General features: G+C 72.8%; 18 protein-coding genes. 15 read left to right on the forward strand and 3 right to left on the reverse strand.

What is annotated here, in order from left to right:
• The first annotated feature begins 24 nt into the window (after nt 1-24).
• From DMB66_RS23270 to DMB66_RS23315, 10 genes are all read left to right on the forward strand, one after another.
• A complete protein-coding gene (locus tag DMB66_RS23270) occupies nt 25-870 on the forward strand; it encodes an NAD(P)-dependent oxidoreductase (protein WP_125806242.1) in 846 nt (281 codons plus the stop codon).
• Nucleotides 871-911: 41 nt separating this feature from the next.
• Nucleotides 912-1,577, forward strand: coding sequence for a vancomycin high temperature exclusion protein (locus DMB66_RS23275; RefSeq protein ID WP_125806243.1), 666 nt, complete (start codon nt 912-914; stop codon nt 1,575-1,577).
• Nucleotides 1,578-1,640: 63 nt separating this feature from the next.
• A complete protein-coding gene (locus DMB66_RS23280) occupies nt 1,641-2,216 on the forward strand; it encodes a hypothetical protein (RefSeq protein ID WP_125806244.1) in 576 nt (191 codons plus the stop codon).
• A gap of 83 nt (nt 2,217-2,299) precedes the next feature.
• Nucleotides 2,300-3,151 (forward strand): ABC transporter ATP-binding protein, encoded by an 852-nt coding sequence (locus DMB66_RS23285; RefSeq protein ID WP_125806245.1) that lies wholly within the window; start codon nt 2,300-2,302, stop codon nt 3,149-3,151.
• Nucleotides 3,148-4,467 carry an ABC transporter permease gene (locus DMB66_RS23290; RefSeq protein ID WP_125806246.1) on the forward strand — a complete coding sequence of 440 codons (1,320 nt, stop codon included), beginning with the start codon at nt 3,148-3,150 and terminating at the stop codon, nt 4,465-4,467. Before DMB66_RS23285 ends, DMB66_RS23290 begins: the two co-directional genes overlap by 4 nt.
• Entirely contained in the window at nt 4,464-5,768 is a 1,305-nt protein-coding gene (locus DMB66_RS23295) for a sensor histidine kinase (protein ID WP_125806247.1), read from the forward strand. The genes DMB66_RS23290 and DMB66_RS23295 overlap by 4 nt, the downstream gene beginning before the upstream one ends.
• A gap of 55 nt (nt 5,769-5,823) precedes the next feature.
• The gene (locus DMB66_RS23300) at nt 5,824-6,468 is read left to right on the forward strand and encodes a response regulator transcription factor (RefSeq protein WP_125806248.1); all 645 of its coding nucleotides are present in this window, start codon (nt 5,824-5,826) and stop codon (nt 6,466-6,468) included.
• Between the two features lie 55 nt (nt 6,469-6,523).
• Nucleotides 6,524-7,528 (forward strand): serine hydrolase, encoded by a 1,005-nt coding sequence (locus DMB66_RS23305; protein ID WP_125806249.1) that lies wholly within the window; start codon nt 6,524-6,526, stop codon nt 7,526-7,528.
• A gap of 90 nt (nt 7,529-7,618) precedes the next feature.
• A complete protein-coding gene (locus DMB66_RS23310; RefSeq protein ID WP_125806250.1) occupies nt 7,619-8,404 on the forward strand; it encodes a GNAT family N-acetyltransferase in 786 nt (261 codons plus the stop codon).
• A gap of 64 nt (nt 8,405-8,468) precedes the next feature.
• The gene (locus tag DMB66_RS23315; protein ID WP_125806251.1) at nt 8,469-9,875 is read left to right on the forward strand and encodes a M20/M25/M40 family metallo-hydrolase; all 1,407 of its coding nucleotides are present in this window, start codon (nt 8,469-8,471) and stop codon (nt 9,873-9,875) included.
• Between the two features lies 1 nt (nt 9,876).
• Here the strand turns inward: DMB66_RS23315 and DMB66_RS23320 are convergent, their stop codons facing one another.
• Entirely contained in the window at nt 9,877-10,563 is a 687-nt protein-coding gene (locus tag DMB66_RS23320; protein WP_125806252.1) for a trans-aconitate 2-methyltransferase, read from the reverse strand.
• Between the two features lie 22 nt (nt 10,564-10,585).
• On the opposite strand from DMB66_RS23320, the gene DMB66_RS23325 reads away from it, so the two are divergent.
• The 5 genes from DMB66_RS23325 to DMB66_RS23345 all read left to right on the forward strand — a co-directional run bounded on the left by DMB66_RS23325 (nt 10,586) and on the right by DMB66_RS23345 (nt 13,482).
• Nucleotides 10,586-10,882, forward strand: coding sequence for a putative quinol monooxygenase (locus tag DMB66_RS23325; RefSeq protein WP_125806253.1), 297 nt, complete (start codon nt 10,586-10,588; stop codon nt 10,880-10,882).
• Nucleotides 10,879-11,346, forward strand: coding sequence for a DUF664 domain-containing protein (locus tag DMB66_RS23330; protein WP_125806254.1), 468 nt, complete (start codon nt 10,879-10,881; stop codon nt 11,344-11,346). The genes DMB66_RS23325 and DMB66_RS23330 overlap by 4 nt, the downstream gene beginning before the upstream one ends.
• A 1-nt stretch (nt 11,347) precedes the next feature.
• Nucleotides 11,348-12,094, forward strand: coding sequence for an SDR family oxidoreductase (locus tag DMB66_RS23335; protein ID WP_125806255.1), 747 nt, complete (start codon nt 11,348-11,350; stop codon nt 12,092-12,094).
• Between the two features lie 105 nt (nt 12,095-12,199).
• Nucleotides 12,200-12,604 (forward strand): hypothetical protein, encoded by a 405-nt coding sequence (locus DMB66_RS62680; RefSeq protein WP_125806256.1) that lies wholly within the window; start codon nt 12,200-12,202, stop codon nt 12,602-12,604.
• Between the two features lie 146 nt (nt 12,605-12,750).
• On the forward strand, nt 12,751-13,482 hold the full coding sequence (locus DMB66_RS23345; protein ID WP_125806257.1) for a dienelactone hydrolase family protein: 732 nt from the start codon (nt 12,751-12,753) through the stop codon (nt 13,480-13,482).
• Between the two features lie 196 nt (nt 13,483-13,678).
• Here the strand turns inward: DMB66_RS23345 and pheT are convergent, their stop codons facing one another.
• Together pheT and DMB66_RS23355 are read right to left on the reverse strand one after the other, a co-directional pair.
• Nucleotides 13,679-16,156 (reverse strand): phenylalanine--tRNA ligase subunit beta, encoded by a 2,478-nt coding sequence (gene pheT, locus DMB66_RS23350; protein ID WP_125806258.1) that lies wholly within the window; start codon nt 16,154-16,156, stop codon nt 13,679-13,681.
• A 2-nt stretch (nt 16,157-16,158) separates the two neighbouring features.
• Nucleotides 16,159-17,220, reverse strand: coding sequence for a phenylalanine--tRNA ligase subunit alpha (locus tag DMB66_RS23355; RefSeq protein ID WP_125806259.1), 1,062 nt, complete (start codon nt 17,218-17,220; stop codon nt 16,159-16,161).
• Between the last annotated feature and the right edge of the window lie 36 nt (nt 17,221-17,256).

The raw sequence follows: 17,256 nt of genomic DNA on the forward strand, positions 1-17,256 counted from the left end.
GGCATCGGTATCGGAAGGACAGACATGACCCGGATCGCGGTGACCGGCGGAAGCGGCAAGCTGGGGCGGGCGGTGATCGCCGACCTGACCGCGCACGGCAACGAGGTGGTCAACCTCGACGTCGCGGCACCGCGCCCAGCCCTCAAGATCGACCTGACCGACTACGGGCAGACCGTCGAGGCGCTCACCGCCATCGACGACCGCTACGACAAGATCGACGCGGTGGTGCACCTGGCGGCGATCCCGGCGCCCGGGCTCATCCCGAACGCGGCGACGTTCCAGAACAACATCACCGCCAGCTACAACGTCTTCTCCGCCGCGCGGCTGGCCGGGATCACCAACGTCGTGTGGGCGTCCAGCGAGACCGTGCTCGGGCTGCCGTTCCGCACGCCGCCGCCGTACATCCCGGTCGACGAGGGCTATCCGGCCCGCCCGGAGTCGACGTATTCGCTGGTCAAGCACCTCGAGGAGCAGATGGCGGCGCAGTTCTGCCGGTGGAACCCCGAGCTGAAGATGATCGGGCTGCGCCTGTCCAACGTGATGGACCCCGAGGACTACGCCGCGTTCCCGTCGTTCGACGCCGACCCGCGCGCCCGCAGCTGGAACCTGTGGGGCTACATCGACGCCCGCGACGGCGCGCAGGCGGTCCGCCGGGCGCTGGCATACGAGGCGCCCGGCATGGAGGTCTTCGTCATCGCGAACGCCGACACGGTGATGAGCCGCTCCAGTGCGTCGCTGGCGGCCGAGGTGTTCCCCGGCGTACCGGTGACCAAGGAGCTCGGGGAGCACGAGACGCTGCTCTCGATCGCCAAGGCCCGCCGGGTCCTGGGCTACGAGCCGGAGCACAGCTGGCGCAAGCACTCGGGGTGACAGCGGCGCCGGGCTTGACGGTGGCTGGCATCGTGACCCGCATGGTCAGGATCTGGTTCCGGCGCGGCGTCGTGGCGGGTGCGCTCTGCGTGGCGGCGGCGGTGTTGGCGATGGCGACCGGCGACCTTTGGGTACGGGCGGAGGCCCGTGGGCACGTCTACACCGCCGCGACGGTCCCGGCCGCACCGATCGCCCTGGTGCTCGGCGCCGAGGTGTATCCGGACGGCAACCCGTCGCCGTTCCTGGCCGCGCGCCTGGAGATCGCCCGGCAGCTGCTCGCCGACGGCAAGATCCGGGCGATCCTGGTCTCCGGCGACCACATGGACTGGGGTTACAACGAGCCCGGCGCGATGTTCCAGTGGCTCGTCGACCGCGGCGTGCCGAGCCAGCAGATCGTGCTGGACCACGCGGGCTTCGACACCTACGACTCGTGCGCCCGGGCCCGCGAGGTGTTCGGGGTCAGCGCGGCCATCGTGGTGACTCAGAGTTATCACATCGATCGCGCGGTGGCCCTGTGCCGCCGGCTGGGCGTCGAGGCGACCGGAGTAGGCGACGACACCGCCCGGATCTATCGCGAGCCGTGGCGCAACGGCGTGGTGCGCGAGCGCGGCGCGGTGGTCAAGGCCCTCGCCGACGTGGTCTCCGGTCGCGATCCGGTCTTCCTCGGCCCGCTGGAGCCCGGCGTCGCGGTGGCCCTGCGCGACTAGGAGCGTCTCGGCGCCGGGGCCGTTTCCGGCCGGCGGGTGGCGCCGGTGTGCGATGTTCTGCTCATGCCGTCACGCCTGCCCAGACTGCTCGCCGCCACCGGCCTCGCAGTCACCGTTCTCACCCTCGCCGCCGCCTGCTCGCAGCAGTCGGCCAAGGACAAGACCGCCGCCTCGCCGGCCGCCACGCCCGGATCCACCGCCCGGTTCGGTGACGGCCCGGCACCGGCCGTCACCCCGATCGCGACCGGGGCCGCGAAGACGCCGGCGGTTCTGCTGGCCGACGGTCGCTGGCCCGGCTTCATCGCCGACCTCGGCGGCGAGACCGTGTCCATGGATCTCGTGGAGTTCCTCACCGGGGACGCCGCCGCGAAGGCGTGGAAGAAGAAGAACCCCACCTCCGAGCAGGACAGTCCGGACAACGACTATTTCATCGTCAACGACAACACCAAGCTGCGCGACCTGCCGCTGGCCTCGACCGCCGAGGCGGTGGTCCTCGCCGCCGCCAACCCCGGGACCGAGAAGACCATCGCCGTCTCCGGCCTGAAGAAGCACCTCGGCGATCAGCTGCCGGACACCATGTTCTGGTTCACCGTGCAGCAGGGCAAGGTGACGAAGATCGAGCAGCAGTTCCTGCCCTGACCCCATGAGGTGCGGCTGTCCGCACCCGGAGACACCGGGCAGCACGGCAGATCCCGGCGCCCGCGGCGGCCAGGCTGAACGGCATGGAATCGGTTCTGGATCTCAAGGATGTCGCCCGCGAGTTCCCGCGCGGGATCGTCGCCCTGCGGCAGGTGTCACTGACCGTAGGCGCGGGAGAGTTCGTCGCCGTCATGGGCGCGACGGGTTCGGGCAAGAGCACCCTGCTGCACTGCGCCGCCGGGCTGGACAGGCCCAGCTCGGGCTCGGTCCGGCTGGCCGGCCGCGAGATCAGCCGGATGCGGGAGCGACCCCTCACCCGGTGGCGGCGGGACCGGGTCGGCTTCGTGTTCCAGTCCTACAACCTGCTCTCCGAGCTGACCGTGCGGCAGAACCTCGCGCTGCCCGCCCGGCTCGGCGGCCCCCGCCGGCGCGACATCGACGAGGTGCTGGCGGCGGTCGGGCTCGGCGGCACCGGCCGGCGGCCGGTCGGTGAGCTCTCCGGCGGGCAGCGCCAGCGGGTGGCGATCGCCCGGGCGCTGGTCACCGGCCCGTCGGTGATCTTCGCGGACGAGCCCACGGGGGCGCTCGACCCGACGACCGGCAGCCAGATCCTCGGCCTGCTGCGCCGGGCCGTCGACCGGGACGGGGTGACCGTGCTGATGGTCACCCACGACCCGGTCGCGGCGGCCTGGAGCGACCGGCTGGTCCTGCTGCGCGCGGGCACGGTGGCCACGGACATGGCCACCCCCGACGCCCCGGCCATCGCCGACCGCCTGCACGCGGTCTCCACGGCGGTGGCACCAATGAGCGCCGCCGCCCGGTCGGCGACTATCGCCGACCGCCTGCACGCAGTCTCCACAGCGGTGGCACCAATGAGCGCCGCCGCCCGGTCGGCGACCGTCGCCGGGCCGCTGTCGAGGGCGGTGGCCCGGTGATCCGGCAGGCGCTGCGGCGCAATCCGTGGTCGTTCCTCGGTCCGTTCTCCACCCAGTTGCTGGCCGCGGCGCTCGTGGTGGCCGGGCTCGGCATCACCAGCTCGATCGGCCGGTCCCCGATGGACGCCGCCGCCCGGCGGGCGCTCACCGAGAGCGGCCTCGCCGACATCGCGGTCCTCTTCGTCATGATCGCGAGCTATCTGTCGATCATCATCGTCGGCGTGACGATGGCCGCCACCATCGCCCAGCAGGCCCGCGACATCGCCCTGGTGCGGGCGATCGGCGCCACCCCGGGCCGGGTCCGCCGCGCGGTGGCCGCGCAGGCGGTGATCGTGGCCGTGCCCGCGACGCTGCTCGGCGTCCCGCTGGGCAGCGTCGGCGGCCGGGCCTGGATCAACGGCGTCGTCGCGCACGACCTCGCCCCGGCGACGGTGACCTTCCACCCGCATCCGGCCGCCCTGCCGATCGCCCTGGCCGTCACGGTGGGGACGTCGCTGGCCGGCGCGCTGATCGCGGCGATCCGCCCGTCGCGGATGCGTCCCGCCGCGGCCCTGGCCGAGTCGGCGGCGCCGCGGCGGCGGATCGGCGTCGTGCGCACGGCCGCCGGGCTGGTCCTGGTCACCGGCGGGAGCGTGCTGTCCGTCGCGATCGCCGGCCTGGACGCGGAGACCACCGACTCGCTGGGCCTGATCGTCATGCTCGCCCTCTGCGTGGGAGCGGGCCTACTCGGCCCGGCCCTGCTCAGGGTGGCGGCGCTGGCCGGCCGGCTGTTCGGCGACGTCGGCCGGATGGCCGGCGACACGATCGCCGTCCGGGCGAAGGCGCTGTCCGGGGCGCTGGTGCCGCTCACCCTCGCGATCGCGTTCACCGCCGTCAAGGTGATCATGCTGAAGACCACCGAACGCGCGACCGGCACGGCGCCGCCGGCCGCGGACCGCTGGCTGGAGTATTCCGGCACCTCGGTCTACGTCGCCTTCGCGGCGGTGGCCGCGGTCAACACGCTGGTCACCGTGATCCTGGCCCGGCGCCGGGACCTGGCGATCATTCAACTCGCGGGAGCGACCCGGCGGCGGGCGCTGGCGGTCGTCATCTGCGAGGCTCTGCTGGTGACCGGGACCGCACTGGTGGTCGGCGCGGCGGTGGCCGCGACGACGGCCCTGCCGCTGCTGCACACCGCCCTGGGCACGTGGACGCCGTGGGTGCCCGGAAGCTGGCTGCTCACCGGGGTGCTCGGCACGGCGGCCCTGGTCCTGGCGGGCACCGCGCTGCCGGCCGCGCTGGCGATGCGCCGCCCACCCATCGAGGTCGTCGCTTGACCACACCGCCCACCCGTCGCGGGCCGCTCGCGACCGTGCCGTCGACGCCGGCCGCCGGCCGGTGGCGTCTCGCGATCGTGCTGCGGGCCTGGCTGACCGCCCGCACCTGGCGTGAGCTGGCCTACCTCGTCTCCGGCGTGTTCATCGGCATGCCGACCTTCGTGCTGGCGCTGGTCGGCGTCGTCGCCGGCGTGGCATCGATCCTGACCGTCGGCCTGCCGCTGCTGATCGGCGTGCTGGCCCTGGCCCGGCGCACCCCCCGCTATTTCCGTGGCCCGGCCCGCCGGTTGCTCGGCTGGGAGTGGGCCGATCCGCCGCCGCTGCCGGCCCGGACCTTCTGGGGGCGGGTCCGGGCGTTGCTGAGCGACCCGGCCGCGTGGCGCGCGCTGGCCTACTGCCTGGCCCGCTGGCCACTGATGATCGCCGGGGGATACGCGGGCCTGATCGTCGTCGTGCTCGCGCCGGCCGGAATCACCTATCCGCTGTGGTGGCTCCTGCTCCCCGCCGACCTCGCCGCGTACGACAACGACACCTGGGCCGGGACCTGGCGGATCGCGCTGCAGGGGGCGGCGATCCTCATCGCGTGTCCCTGGTGGCTGCGCCTGGTGGTGCTGCTCGACAGCTTCCTGATCCGGTCCCTGCTGCATCCGAGCCGGTCCCAGCAGCGCATCGCCGAACTGGAGGCGGGGCGGGCCGCCCTGCGATCGGACGCCGCGGCGATGCTGCGCCGCGTCGAACGCGACCTGCACGACGGCACCCAGGCCCGGCTGGTCGCGCTCGGCCTGACCCTGTCGCGCATCGAGAACCGCAGCACCCAGCAACAGGTACGCGCGCTGGCCGCGGACGCCCGGGGCACGGTCACGGAGGCGCTGGCCGAGCTCCGCGACATCGTCCGCGGCATGCACCCGCCGGCGCTGGACGACGGACTCGAGGTCGCCCTGACCACCCTGGCGGCCCGCAGCGCCGTGCCCGCCGAGGTGACCGTGTCCCTGGCCGGCCGCCCACCCGACTCGACGGCCTCGGCGCTCTATTTCGCGGTGGCCGAACTGCTCACCAACATCGCCCGGCACGCGGGCGCGACGCGGGTCCGCATCGACCTGCGCCCGGACGACCGCGGCCTGCGACTGACGGTGACCGACGACGGCCACGGCGGCGCGGCGATCATCACCCCCAGCGGCGGGACCGGGACGGGACTGGCCGGGTTGGCGCGGCGGGCGGCGGCGCTCGACGGCACGCTGAGCGTGGACTCCCCCGCCGGCGGGCCGACGACCGTGACGATGATTCTGCCCGAGCGGGGGTGACCGGGCGGATGAGACGGCGCCCGTGCCCGACTACCCTGGCCACCGGAGGCTGACTGTGCGCGTCGTCATCGCCGAGGACAATCCGCTGCTGCGGGACGGCATCGCGTTGCTGCTCGGCGAGCATGAGATCGAGGTGTCGGCCGCGGTCCCCGACGCCGAGGGGCTGCTCGCCGCCGTCGCCGCCGATCCGCCCGACGCCGCGATCGTCGATGTGCGGATGCCGCCCACGCACACCGACGAGGGGCTGCGGGCGGCATTGGCCATCCGGTCCGCGTACCCGGAGGTCGGGGTTCTGGTCTTCTCCCAGTGGGTCGAGACCAGTTACGCGCGGCAGTTGCTCTCCGAGAACGCCGGGCGCGTCGGCTATCTGCTCAAGGACCGGATCGTCAGCACGGACGAGTTCGTCGGGGCGCTGCGGCGCGTCGCGGACGGCGGCACGGCGCTGGATCCCGAGGTGGTCCGGCAGTTGCTGGCCGCGCCGGCCGTGGACGCCGGGCTCGCCCGGCTCAGCGACCGGGAACGGCAGATCCTCGGGCTGCTCGCCGAGGGACGCTCCAACGTGGCCATCGCCGAAGCCCTGCACCTGGTCGAACGCAGCGTCGAGAAGCACGTCACCGCCATCTTCACCAAGCTCGACCTGCCGCAGGCGCGCACCGACCACCGCCGGGTGCTCGCCGTGCTGCGGTTTCTCCGATCATGAGCGGGCATGGTGTACGTTGCCGCGTGGCCACCCGTCCGTCCATTCAAGGAGAACGATGTCAACCAGCATGTCCCGCCGCTCGGCACTCGGTCTCGGCGCCGCGGCAGCGGTCGCGGGGGTCGGCGTGAGCGCCCCCGCCCAGGCCGCGGCGGCCGGCCCGGCGAGCATCAAGAGGGTGTACGAGAAGGAGAAGGCCAAGGTCGGCGGCCTCTGGCACACCCACATCGCCGCCGTGGACGCGACCGGCGCGCTCAAGCCGATCGTCGAGGACGACGCCGACCACGTCACCTTCGGCTACAGCGTGCAGAAGCTGGCCGTGGCGACGGCTGTCATGGACAAGATCGACCGTGGCCAGCTGACCCTCGGCACCAAACTCGACCTGCAGGGCGACATCATCCTGGGCGGCTCGGGCATCTACTTCCTGCACGGGGTGTACGGCGACGAGATCACGGTCGCGAACTTCCTGACCGCGATGCTGCTGGTCTCGGACAACACGGCCGTACGCATGTGCGGCCGGCTGGTCCCCGCGCTGGAGGTCAACGAGATCCTGGCGGCGAAGGGCTTCGTGCACACCCGGGTCATCCCGGTGGCGAACCCGAACCGCTTCTTCCTGGGCACGACGACGCCGCGCGAGATGCACGACCTGCTGTGGCGCCTGGCGACCAAGACGCTGCTGAAGCCGGAGTCGTGTGAATTCCTGCTGAGACTCACCCGCGGGCTCAGCGGTTACCACGACGGGGTCCGCCGGGTGATGTCGTCCCTGGAGCGCGAGCGCGTCGCGTCGAAGTACGGCGCCGACTTCAACGACCTGGGCGAGTCCCGGCACGAGGTCGGCATCATGTTCAGCCCGGAGGGTGTGCCGCTGCTGACGTACGCGATGTTCGCCGAGGGCCTGGGCGACCCGGAGAACTACGGCGCGACCCACCCGGCGGTGCAGGCCCACGCCAAGATCGGCCGCGTCATGCTGGACAACCTGCCGGCGGCCCCGACGTCGGTGAAGGCCCGCACGGCGTTGCCCCGCACCCCGCAGAAGCCGTTCCGCCCGGTCAGCGGCGGCTGAGTAGTTCCGGCCACGGCCGCGGTGGGCACCGGTCCACCGCGGCTGTAAACCTGTTGTCAGACCAAGCGGTCACCGCCACAATCGGCCGCGATGACGACAGACGATCTGCTGAAGCTGCACGACGATCAGATCCGCGGCACCGTCGCCGACCGGATGCCGCACAGCTGGCGGGCCACCCGGGACGGCCCGGCCATCCGGGTGACCACCCCCACGCAGGGCCTGGTGTTCGCCCGCGACCTCGACCACCTCACCGGCGCCGAACTCGACGCGCTGATCGCCCGGACCCGGGACTTCTTCACCGCGCGCGGTCAATCCGTCGAGTGGAAGACGTACGGCCACGACCGCGCCGATCTGACCGACCGCCTCGCACAGGCCGGCTTCGCCCCCGATCCGCGCGAGACCGTCGTCATCGGACCGGCCGCCGCCCTGGTCGAGGCCGGCGCCACACCCGACGGCGTGACCATCGCGGCGACGACCGACCCGGCCGATCTGCGCGCCATCGCGGCCATGGAGTCGACCGTCTGGAACGCCGACTGGTCCTGGCTGGCGGGCGACCTGGCCGACCGGATCCGCTCGACCCCGGACGACCTCGTGATCCTCACCGCGAAGGCCGGCGACCAGGTCGTCTCGGCGGCCTGGCTGATGGTCATGGCGGGCACGAGGTTCGCGGCACTGTGGGGCGGCTCCACGCTGGCCGGCTGGCGGCGCCGGGGGATCTACCGCGCCCTGGTGGCTCAGCGCGCCCGGATCGCCGTCGAGCGGGGCATCGACTATCTGATGGTGGACGCCTCCGACGACAGCCGGCCGATCCTCGAACGGCTCGGCCTGCACCCGGTCACCACCACGACGCCCTGGATCTGGCGGCCGCCGGCGTAGCCGGGGGCGGATTGACATCGATGAGCATGGACATCTCGTCCGGGGTGGACCACGATGCTGAGATATGACGGATCAGCGCGAAAAGCCCACCTCGTCGCGGCGCGCGTTCCTGTCGGCCTCCGCAGCCGTCGCGGCGACACCGGTCCTCGGCCCGCGGGCGGCCCACGCCGCCGGCAGCGGTCTGCGCGGACAGGCGCCCGACAAGGCGCTGCGAGCGATGCTGCGGGAGATCGATCCCAACCGGATCGGCGCCATCGTCACCCGGCTCGCCGCGTTCGGCACCCGGCACACGCTCTCCGCCCAGGATGACCCGGCGCGCGGCATCGGTGCGGCCCGGGATTGGATCTTCGAGCAGCTCAGCACGTACGCGGCGGCCTCCGGCGGCCGGATGACCGTCGAGCTGCAGTCGTTCATCCAGCCGGTCTCCCCGCGCGTGCCCACGCCGACCCGGATCACCAACGTGGTGGCCACGCTGCGCGGCGACACCGACCCCGGCCGGGTGTACGTGGTGACCGGCCACTACGACTCACGGGCCTCCGACGTGATGGACGCGACCAGCGACGCACCCGGCGCCGACGACGACGCGTCCGGCGTGGCGGCGATCATGGAACTGGCCCGGGTGATGGCCACCCGGCGCACCGGGGCCACCGTCGTCTTCGCCGCCGTCGCGGGCGAGGAGCAGGGCCTCTACGGCTCCGACCACCTGGCCCAGCAGTACAAGAACGCGGGCGCCGACGTGCAGGCCATGTTCAGCAACGACATCGTCGGCACCGGCGACGCCCACGACGGGACGGCCGCGGATCCGCGCACGGTGCGGCTGTTCGTCGAGGGCGTGCCGACCGCGGAGACCGCCGCCGAGGCGAACGTCCGCAAGTCGGTCGGCGGCGAGAACGACGGCCCGTCGCGCCAGCTCGGCCGCTTCGTCCACGACGTCGCGGACAACCCGCAGACCGGCATGAAGGTGCGGGTCGTCTGGCGCCGCGACCGCTACCTGCGCGGCAGCGACCACATCTCGTTCCTGCTGCGCGGCTATCCGGCGGCGCGCCTCACCGAGCCCCGGGAGAACTTCGCGCACGAGCACCAGGACGTCCGCGTCGAGAACGGGATCCAGTACGGCGACCTGGTCGAGTTCTGCGACTTCAAGTACATCGCGCGGGTGGCCCGGGTGAACGCGGCGGCGCTGTGGTCACTGGCGCGGGCACCGGGCACGCCGAAGGGCGTGGTGATCGACACGACCCGGCTGACCAACGACACGACCCTGCGCTGGCAGCGCGGCACGGGCCCCGGCCTGGCCGGCTACGAGGTGGTCTGGCGTGAGACGACGGCGCCGGACTGGACGAACGTGCTGTCGGTCGGCGACGTGACCACGGTGACCATCGACCTGTCGAAGGACAACGTCTTCTTCGGGGTGCGGGCCGTGGGCCGCGACGGTTACCGCAGCCCGGTAGCGGCCCCGCTGCCGTCGAGCTGAATCAGGCCGCCCGGGCCAGGACCCACGCGCCGTCCGGGGTCAGGTAGCGCTCCACCGCCAGCCCGGCCTCGGTCAGCGCGGCGGTGAACTGCGCCGGGCTCAGCGGCCGGGACAGGTAGGTCTGGGTCCAGCGGGCGTCCGGGAAGACGTACTCGAACCGCATGGACCGGACGCCATCGCCGATGTCGGTCGAGGCCGCGACGCGGGCCACGCCGTCGAGCAGCTGCCTTTCCCGGGGTACGGCGTCATGCCAGCCGGCGCCCTCCCGTTGGATCAGCACGGCCCCGCCCGGCGCCACGTGTTGCCGGCAGGTCCGCAGCAGCCCCTGCCGGACGGCGGCGTCACCGGCGTGCACCAGGAACGAGCCGAGCAGCACGACGTCGAAGGTCTCGCCCAGCTCCAGGGTCTCGATCGGGCTGTGCACCGTACGGGCGTCCGTCACGTGCGCCAGCATCGCCGGCGACTCGTCGACGGCGGTCACCGCATACCCCCGCGCGGCCAGTGCCCTGGTCACCCGGCCGACGCCGCAGCCCAGCTCCAGCAGGGTCGCGGGCGGTGGCGCGGCGGCCGCGATCACGTCGGGTTCGTTGTCCACAGGCAGGCGCAGATAGAAGTCCACGGCGCAGCCGTCCGGCGTAATGTCGCCAGGGCCGGAGCCGTCATAGCCGGGCCGGCGAGTGGTTTTCATGCCCCAAGACTAGGAGGAGCACGTGACGTACGGCTATTTGGCCACCATGCGCACGAAGGCGGGCCATCGCGACGACGTGGTGCGGATCCTGCTCAGCGGCCTGGACGGCCTGCGGCAGGCGGGCTGCCGGCTGTACGTGGTGGGCGTCTCCGAGACCGACCCGGAGCTGATCTGGGTCAACGAGGTCTGGGAGAGCAAGGCAGACCACGACGCCTCGCTGCAGCTCCCCGAGACCAGGGCGGCGATCGCGCGCGCGATGCCGATGCTGACCGGCGAGTTCACCGGCCAGGAGCTCACGGTCGCCGGCGGGCTGATGTGAGCGGCTTTCCCACCGGCACCCCCGACGAGCTCGAGCTCTTTCTGCGCTGGCTGGCGTTCCTGCGCGGGGCGGTGCTGCGCAAGGCGAGCGGCGTCACCGACGAGCAGTCCCGCTGGCGGCCCGACGGCAAGCTGCTGCCGCTGCTCGGGCTGGTCAACCACCTCACCCACGTCGAGTGGCGCTGGATCGACGGCGCGATGCTGGGCCGGCCGACGGGCAAGGAGGAGGCCGAATACTTCCCCGGCCCGGAGCTGACCATCGAGGCCGCCCTCGCGGCCTACCGCGAGCGCGCCGCGGCCACCGACGCCGCGGTCCGAGACCTGCGAGACCTGGAAACGCGGTCACGCGCGGACGACGGCACGGATCTGCGCTTCGTGCTGATCCACCTGATCAACGAGACCGCCCGGCACGCGGGTCACGCCGACGCGGTCCGTGAGCTGCTCGACGGCACGACGGGAGAGTGACGTGCCGATCTCCGGCAGCGCCCTGGTCACCGGCGCCTCACGAGGGCTGGGCGCCCAGATCGCCCGGCGTCTCGCGGCCGACGGCTGGCCGGTCGCGGTGAACTACCGCTCGGACCGCCCGGGTGCGGAGCGGGTGGTGGCCGACATCGTCGCGGCGGGTGGCCGGGCCGCCTCGTTCGGGGCGGACGTCACCGACGAGGCCGAGGTCACGACGCTGGCGGCCGCGGTCGCCGCCGAGCTGGGCCCGGTGCAGGTGGTGGTGGCCAACGCGACCGGGCCACAGCCGCTCGCCCCGGCCGCCGAGGTCTCCTGGCAGGCCCACCTCGACCAGCTGATCTTCTTCGTGAAGAGCCCGGCCCTGCTGCTGCGGGCGACCCTGCCGGGCATGCGCGAGCTGGGCACGGGCCGCTTCATCCACATCGGCTCGGATTCCTTCGAGCGGGCCCTGCCCGGCGCCTCGGCCTACAACGCGGCCAAGGGCGCCCAGCTCGGCCTGGCCCGCACCTGGGCGAGGGAGCTGGGCCCGCACGGCATCACGGTCAACGTGGTGGCCCCGGGCTGGATCCCGGTGGAACGCCACGGCGTGGTGACGGCGGAAGACAGCGCGGGCTACGTGCGCGACGTGCCGCTGGGCCGGCTCGGCAAGCCGGAGGACGTCGCGGACGTGGTGGCCTTCGTGGCGAGCGACGCGGCCCGCTTCATGACCGGCGAACGCCTGACGGTCAACGGCGGCCACACCATCGACTGACACCGGCCGCCGGATTGCCACTCCCCGGGGGCGCCCCGGTTGCCGGACAGCGTAATCGTCAGACGGTCCACCTCGGCGTGCAGCGCCAGGAGGACCACGGAGCGAGTGAGAAACCACCAGATGCGCGCCGGCTGCGGCTGGAGACGGAGCCGGCGCTGCTCCGCCACCGACGCCACCGACGCCACCGACGCCACCGACGCCACCGACGCCACCGACGCCACCGACGCCACCGACGCCACCGACGCCACCGACGCCACCGACGCCACCGACGCCACCGACGCCACCGACGATGATCGTCACTGCCGCCGCCAGAGCGGCCAGCGATGCCTCAATAGGCCGCGCGGAACGTCGCGCGCCAGTAGGGTCACTCGGCTTGGCTTCCTCCATCCGCCTAAGGCGGGGGATTCCGGCGGTCGCCCGCCGGGTTTCCTGCTTCACTGGCGACTGCCCCGTCCGGGAGGACTCCCGTTGAGGTCTTACACCGGCCGTCGCGGTAGCGGAACCCGCTGACCCGTTCCTGCCGCAACGCTTCACCGCCCCGGACACGATCCACCGACTAGTCACCCCGCTAGTGTCAACCGAGGCGACGCGCCGCACGGCGATAGCCTCTGTTTCCTCTCCGGCCTGACGGCCGGAGCATCCACGGAAGGAATCCGATGAAGCTGCGTGAGGACGAGGTACGGGTGCCGGCGTCCGGCTACGAGATCCGTTCGGTGGTCATCAGCCCGGCCGGCGACGGCCCGTGGCCCGGCGTGCTGCTGTATACCGACATCTTCCAGTTGACCGAGTCGACGCTGCGCACCGCCCGGCGCCTGGCCTCGGCCGGATTCGTCGTCTGCGCACCGGAGATCTACCCCCGCACCGAGCTGGCCGGGGTCGCCCTGGAGTTCGACGACGCGGGCAAGCAGGCCGGCCTGTCGGGTGCGGCCGCCACCACGACCGCCCAGTTCGACGAGGACCGGGTCGCGGTGCTGGACTACCTGGGGCAGCGCGCCGACGTCACCACGCTGTTCGCGACGGGCTTCTGCATCGGCGGCCACCTCGCGTTCCGGGCCGCCCTCGACCCCCGGGTCGCGGCGACGGTGTGCTTCTATCCGACCGGCCTGCACAACGGCGCGCTCGGCGCCGACAAGGCGGACTCACTGGCCCGCGCCGCCGACATCCCCGGCCGGCTGATGATCGTCTTCGGCTCCCAGGACCCGCACGTGCCCGCCGACGCGCGGCTGGAGATCCTGTCCGCCCTCTACGCCGCCGGCCTGACAGACCTCGAGCTGCACGTCTACGCGGGCGGCGAGCACGCGTTCATGCGCGACGTCGGTGCCCGGCACGACCCGATGCTCACCGACCTGGCGCTCACCGAGGCGGTCTCCTTCCTGACCAACCGGTGACGAAGGCACGGCGATGCGGGATGACCTGGGCGGAGGGTGGATGTCCTGCGGCGCGGTCCACCCACCCATCCTGGACCCGCGCGACGCGAACCGGAACGGACCCGACCAGATCAGACAGGAACGGACCCGAGTAACGCGAACAGAAGCGGCCGGCACCTCCTCCGCAGGAGATCCCGGCCGCTTCCGACCTGCTTGCTCAGGCGCCGCGCAGCGTGGCTCCCACTCGCGACGACGCCAGCGACACCGCCGCGTCCCGGGCCGCCACGGCCTCCTCGACCGTCAGCGTCCGGTCCGGCGCCCGGAACGCCAGCTTGTACGCCAGGCTCTTCAGCCCCGCGCCGACCTGCTCCGAGGCGTACACGTCGAAGAGCCGGAGCGATTCCAGCAGCGGGCCCGCGCCCTCGGCCAGCGCCGCCTCGACCTCGGCGGCCGGCACCGACTCGGCCACCACCAGCGCCACGTCGATCAGCGCCGGCGGGAACGTGGAGATCCGCACCGCCTGGGTCACCGGCGTCGCCGGGATCGCGTCCAGGTCCAGCTCCATCGCGCACGTGCGCTTCGGCAGTTCCAGAGCCGAGAGCACGCCCGGGTGCAGCTCGCCCGCGTGGCCGATGACCGTGCCGTCCACCGCGATCGCCGCGCACCGGCCCGGGTGCCACGGGGCGTATTCTGCCGCCCGTACCGTGATCCGGTCTGGGGTCATGCCCGCCGCCGACAGCGCGACGCGCGCCGCCTCGATCGCGTCCGACCAGGTCGCGGGGCGGCCCGCGCCCCACCAGCCGGCCGGTGCCGCCTCCCCGGTCAGCACCGCGGCCAGGCGCCACGGCTGCTCGGGGACGATGGCGTTCGCCGCCGTCCAGTCCTCGTCGGACGGACCGTGGTCGACGCCGAGCGCCGGCGGCGCGGTGGCCGTCAGGTGCGGCAGGAAGACCGTGCCCGCCTCGTAGAGCGCCAGGTCGCGCTCGCCCCGGCCCAGGTTGCGCTTGAGCGTGCCGACCAGCGACGCCAGCAGGGAGGTGCGCAGCAGCGGCTCCTGCTCCGACAGCGGGTTGGTCAGCCGCACCGCGCTGCGCCGCGCGTCGTCCACCGCCAGGCCGAAGGCCTCCGCCACGCCGGGCGCCACGAACGGGTACGACAGCACCTCGACGTAGCCGTTCTCGGCCAGCGCGCGGCCGACCGTGCGCCGGCGCAGCTGCGCGGGGGTGAACCCGCCGCCGCCGCGCGCCGGCGGCAGGATGCTCGGGATGGCGTCGTAGCCGCCGAGCCGGGCCACCTCCTCGACGAGGTCGACCGGCGCCACCAGGTCGGGCCGCCAGGACGGCGGGGTGACCTCGAGCGGCTCGACGCCCCGCACGGTGCAGCCGACCTGGCCGAGCAGGGTGGTCACCTGCTCGGCGTCGTACGCCACGCCGATGCGCCGGGTCGCCAGCGAGGTGTCGAGCAGCACCGGGGCCGCGGGGACGACGTGGTCGAGGTCGAGCACCCGCTCGTCCACCGTGCCACCCGCGTGCTCGGTCAGCAGCGCGACCGCCCGGTCGATGGCGACCAGCGGCAGTCGCGGGTCGACGCCGCGCTCCCAGCGCTTCGCGGCCTCGCTGAACAGCTTGTGCCGCCGGGCCGTGCGGCCGACCATCACCGGATCCCAGTGCGCGGCCTCCAGCAGCACGTCCACCGTGTCCGGCTGCACCTCGCTGGTCTCGCCGCCCATGACCGCGGCCAGCGAGATCGGCCCCGAGTCGTCGCAGATCACCATGTCCTCGGCGTCGAGCACGCGCGCGACACCGTCCAGGGTGGTCAGCTTCTCCCCCGGGTGGGCGCGGCGCACGATCAGGCCGCCGCGCAGCCTGTTCAGGTCGAACACATGCATCGGCTGGCCCAGCTCGAGCATCACGTAGTTGGTGATGTCGACGGCCAGCGAGATCGTGCGGACCCCGGCGGTGATGAGCCGGCGCTGCATCCACGCCGGCGACGGCGCGGACGGGTCGATGCCCCGGACCACGCGCGCCGCGAAGCGGTCACAGCCGATCGTGTCCTCGAGCCGGACCTCGTGGGGCACCTCGGCGGTCCCGCCTGGAGCCGGCACGGTGCCAGGGTCCGTGTACGCCGACGCGTACGCGTAGGACAGCTCGCGCGCCACGCCCCGCACGCTCATCTCGTAGCCGCGGTCCGGGGTGATCTCCAGGTCCAGGACCACGTCGTCGAGCCCGACGATCGGCCGCGCGTCCACGCCGGGCACGGCCGAGCTCGCCGGCAGCACGATGATGCCGGAGTGGTCGCCGCTGAGCCCGAGCTCGGCGGCGGAGCAGATCATGCCGTTGGAGTTGTGCCCGTACGTCTTGCGGGCGCCGATCTTGAACCCGCCGGGCAGCTCGCCGCCGGGCAGGATGACCACGACGAGGTCGCCGACCGCGAAGTTGCGCGCGCCGCAGACGATCTCCTGCGGCGCGGGGTTGCCCACGTCGACGCGGGTGAAGCGGATCGGCTTCTTGAAACCGGTCAGCTCCTCGATCTCGAGCACCCGCCCGACGACCAGCTCACCCTTGATCGTGGCTGCCTGGTCGACGATCGACTCGACCTCGATGCCCAGGTCGACCAGCTTGCGCTCCAGCTCGTCGGCGGACAGCGCCGCCGGCAGCTCCACGTACTCGCGGAGCCAGGACAGGGACAGCTTCATGATCAGACCGCCATACCGAAGTTGCGGGTGAACCGGACGTCACCCTCCACCATGTCGTGCATGTCGCTGACCCCGTTCCGGAACATCAGCGTGCGCTCGACACCCATGCCGAATGCGAAACCCGAATACCGCTCGGGGTCGATGCCGCTGGCGGTCAGCACCCGCGGGTTGACCATGCCGCAGCCACCCCACTCGACCCAGCGCGGGCCGTCGCGGTGCTGCGCGAACCAGACGTCGAACTCCGCGGACGGCTCGGTGAACGGGAAGTAGTGCGGGCGCCAGCGGGTCCGCGCGTCGGGCCCGAACATCGCCCTGGCGAAGTGGTCAAGGGTGCCCTTGAGGTGGGCCATCGTGATGCCCTCGTCGACGACGAGGCCCTCGATCTGGTGGAACACCGGGCTGTGCGTCGCGTCCAGGTCGTCGGTGCGGTAGACCCGGCCCGGGCAGACGACGTAGATCGGCGGCTGCTGGGTCAGCATGGTGCGCACCTGACCGGGCGAGGTGTGCGTGCGCATGACCAGGCCGGGCAGGTCCACGTAGAACGTGTCCATGAGCCCGCGCGCCGGGTGGTCCGGCCCGATGTTGAGCGCGTCGAAATTCGCCCACTCGAGCTCCAGCTCGGGGCCGTCGACGACCGAATAGCCCATGCCGACGAACAGGTCGCCCATGTGCTCCATCAGCGTGGTCAGCGGATGCCGGGCGCCACGCGGGGCACGGTCCCACGGCAGGGAGACGTCGACGCGCTCCTCGACCAGGACCCGGGCGGCCCGCTCCAGCTCCAGCTCGGCCAGCCGCGCGTCGAAGGCGCCCTGCACGGACTGCCGGGCGATGTTGACCCGCTTGCCGGCCTCCGACTTGGCGTGCGGCGGCAGCGAACCGATCTCGCGCCGGGCCAGCGAAATGGGCGAGCGGTCGCCGAGATGGACGGACTTGAGCGCACCGAGCGCGTCGAGGTCGCTCGCGCCGGCGAACGCCTTCTCGGCGTCGGCGACGGCGGCCTCAAGAGCCTCGGGGGCGAGCAGGACAGCCTGCTTCGGATCGTACGGATCGTTGCGGTAAGACATGGTCGGGCGAACTCCCTCACACCGGATGAGCCATCG

The sequence above is a fragment of the Actinoplanes sp. ATCC 53533 genome, assembly GCF_003947245.1.

Coding starts and splice junctions, on each gene's coding strand:
- DMB66_RS23270 (WP_125806242.1), top strand. CDS start 25: ATGACCCGGATCGCGGTGACCGGCGGAAGCGGCAAGCTGGGGCGGGCG.
- DMB66_RS23275 (WP_125806243.1), top strand. CDS start 912: ATGGTCAGGATCTGGTTCCGGCGCGGCGTCGTGGCGGGTGCGCTCTGC.
- DMB66_RS23280 (WP_125806244.1), top strand. CDS start 1,641: ATGCCGTCACGCCTGCCCAGACTGCTCGCCGCCACCGGCCTCGCAGTC.
- DMB66_RS23285 (WP_125806245.1), top strand. CDS start 2,300: ATGGAATCGGTTCTGGATCTCAAGGATGTCGCCCGCGAGTTCCCGCGC.
- DMB66_RS23305 (WP_125806249.1), top strand. CDS start 6,524: ATGTCAACCAGCATGTCCCGCCGCTCGGCACTCGGTCTCGGCGCCGCG.
- DMB66_RS23310 (WP_125806250.1), top strand. CDS start 7,619: ATGACGACAGACGATCTGCTGAAGCTGCACGACGATCAGATCCGCGGC.
- DMB66_RS23315 (WP_125806251.1), top strand. CDS start 8,469: ATGACGGATCAGCGCGAAAAGCCCACCTCGTCGCGGCGCGCGTTCCTG.
- DMB66_RS23320 (WP_125806252.1), bottom strand. CDS start 10,563: ATGAAAACCACTCGCCGGCCCGGCTATGACGGCTCCGGCCCTGGCGAC.
- DMB66_RS23345 (WP_125806257.1), top strand. CDS start 12,751: ATGAAGCTGCGTGAGGACGAGGTACGGGTGCCGGCGTCCGGCTACGAG.
- pheT (WP_125806258.1), bottom strand. CDS start 16,156: ATGAAGCTGTCCCTGTCCTGGCTCCGCGAGTACGTGGAGCTGCCGGCG.
- DMB66_RS23355 (WP_125806259.1), bottom strand. CDS start 17,220: ATGTCTTACCGCAACGATCCGTACGATCCGAAGCAGGCTGTCCTGCTC.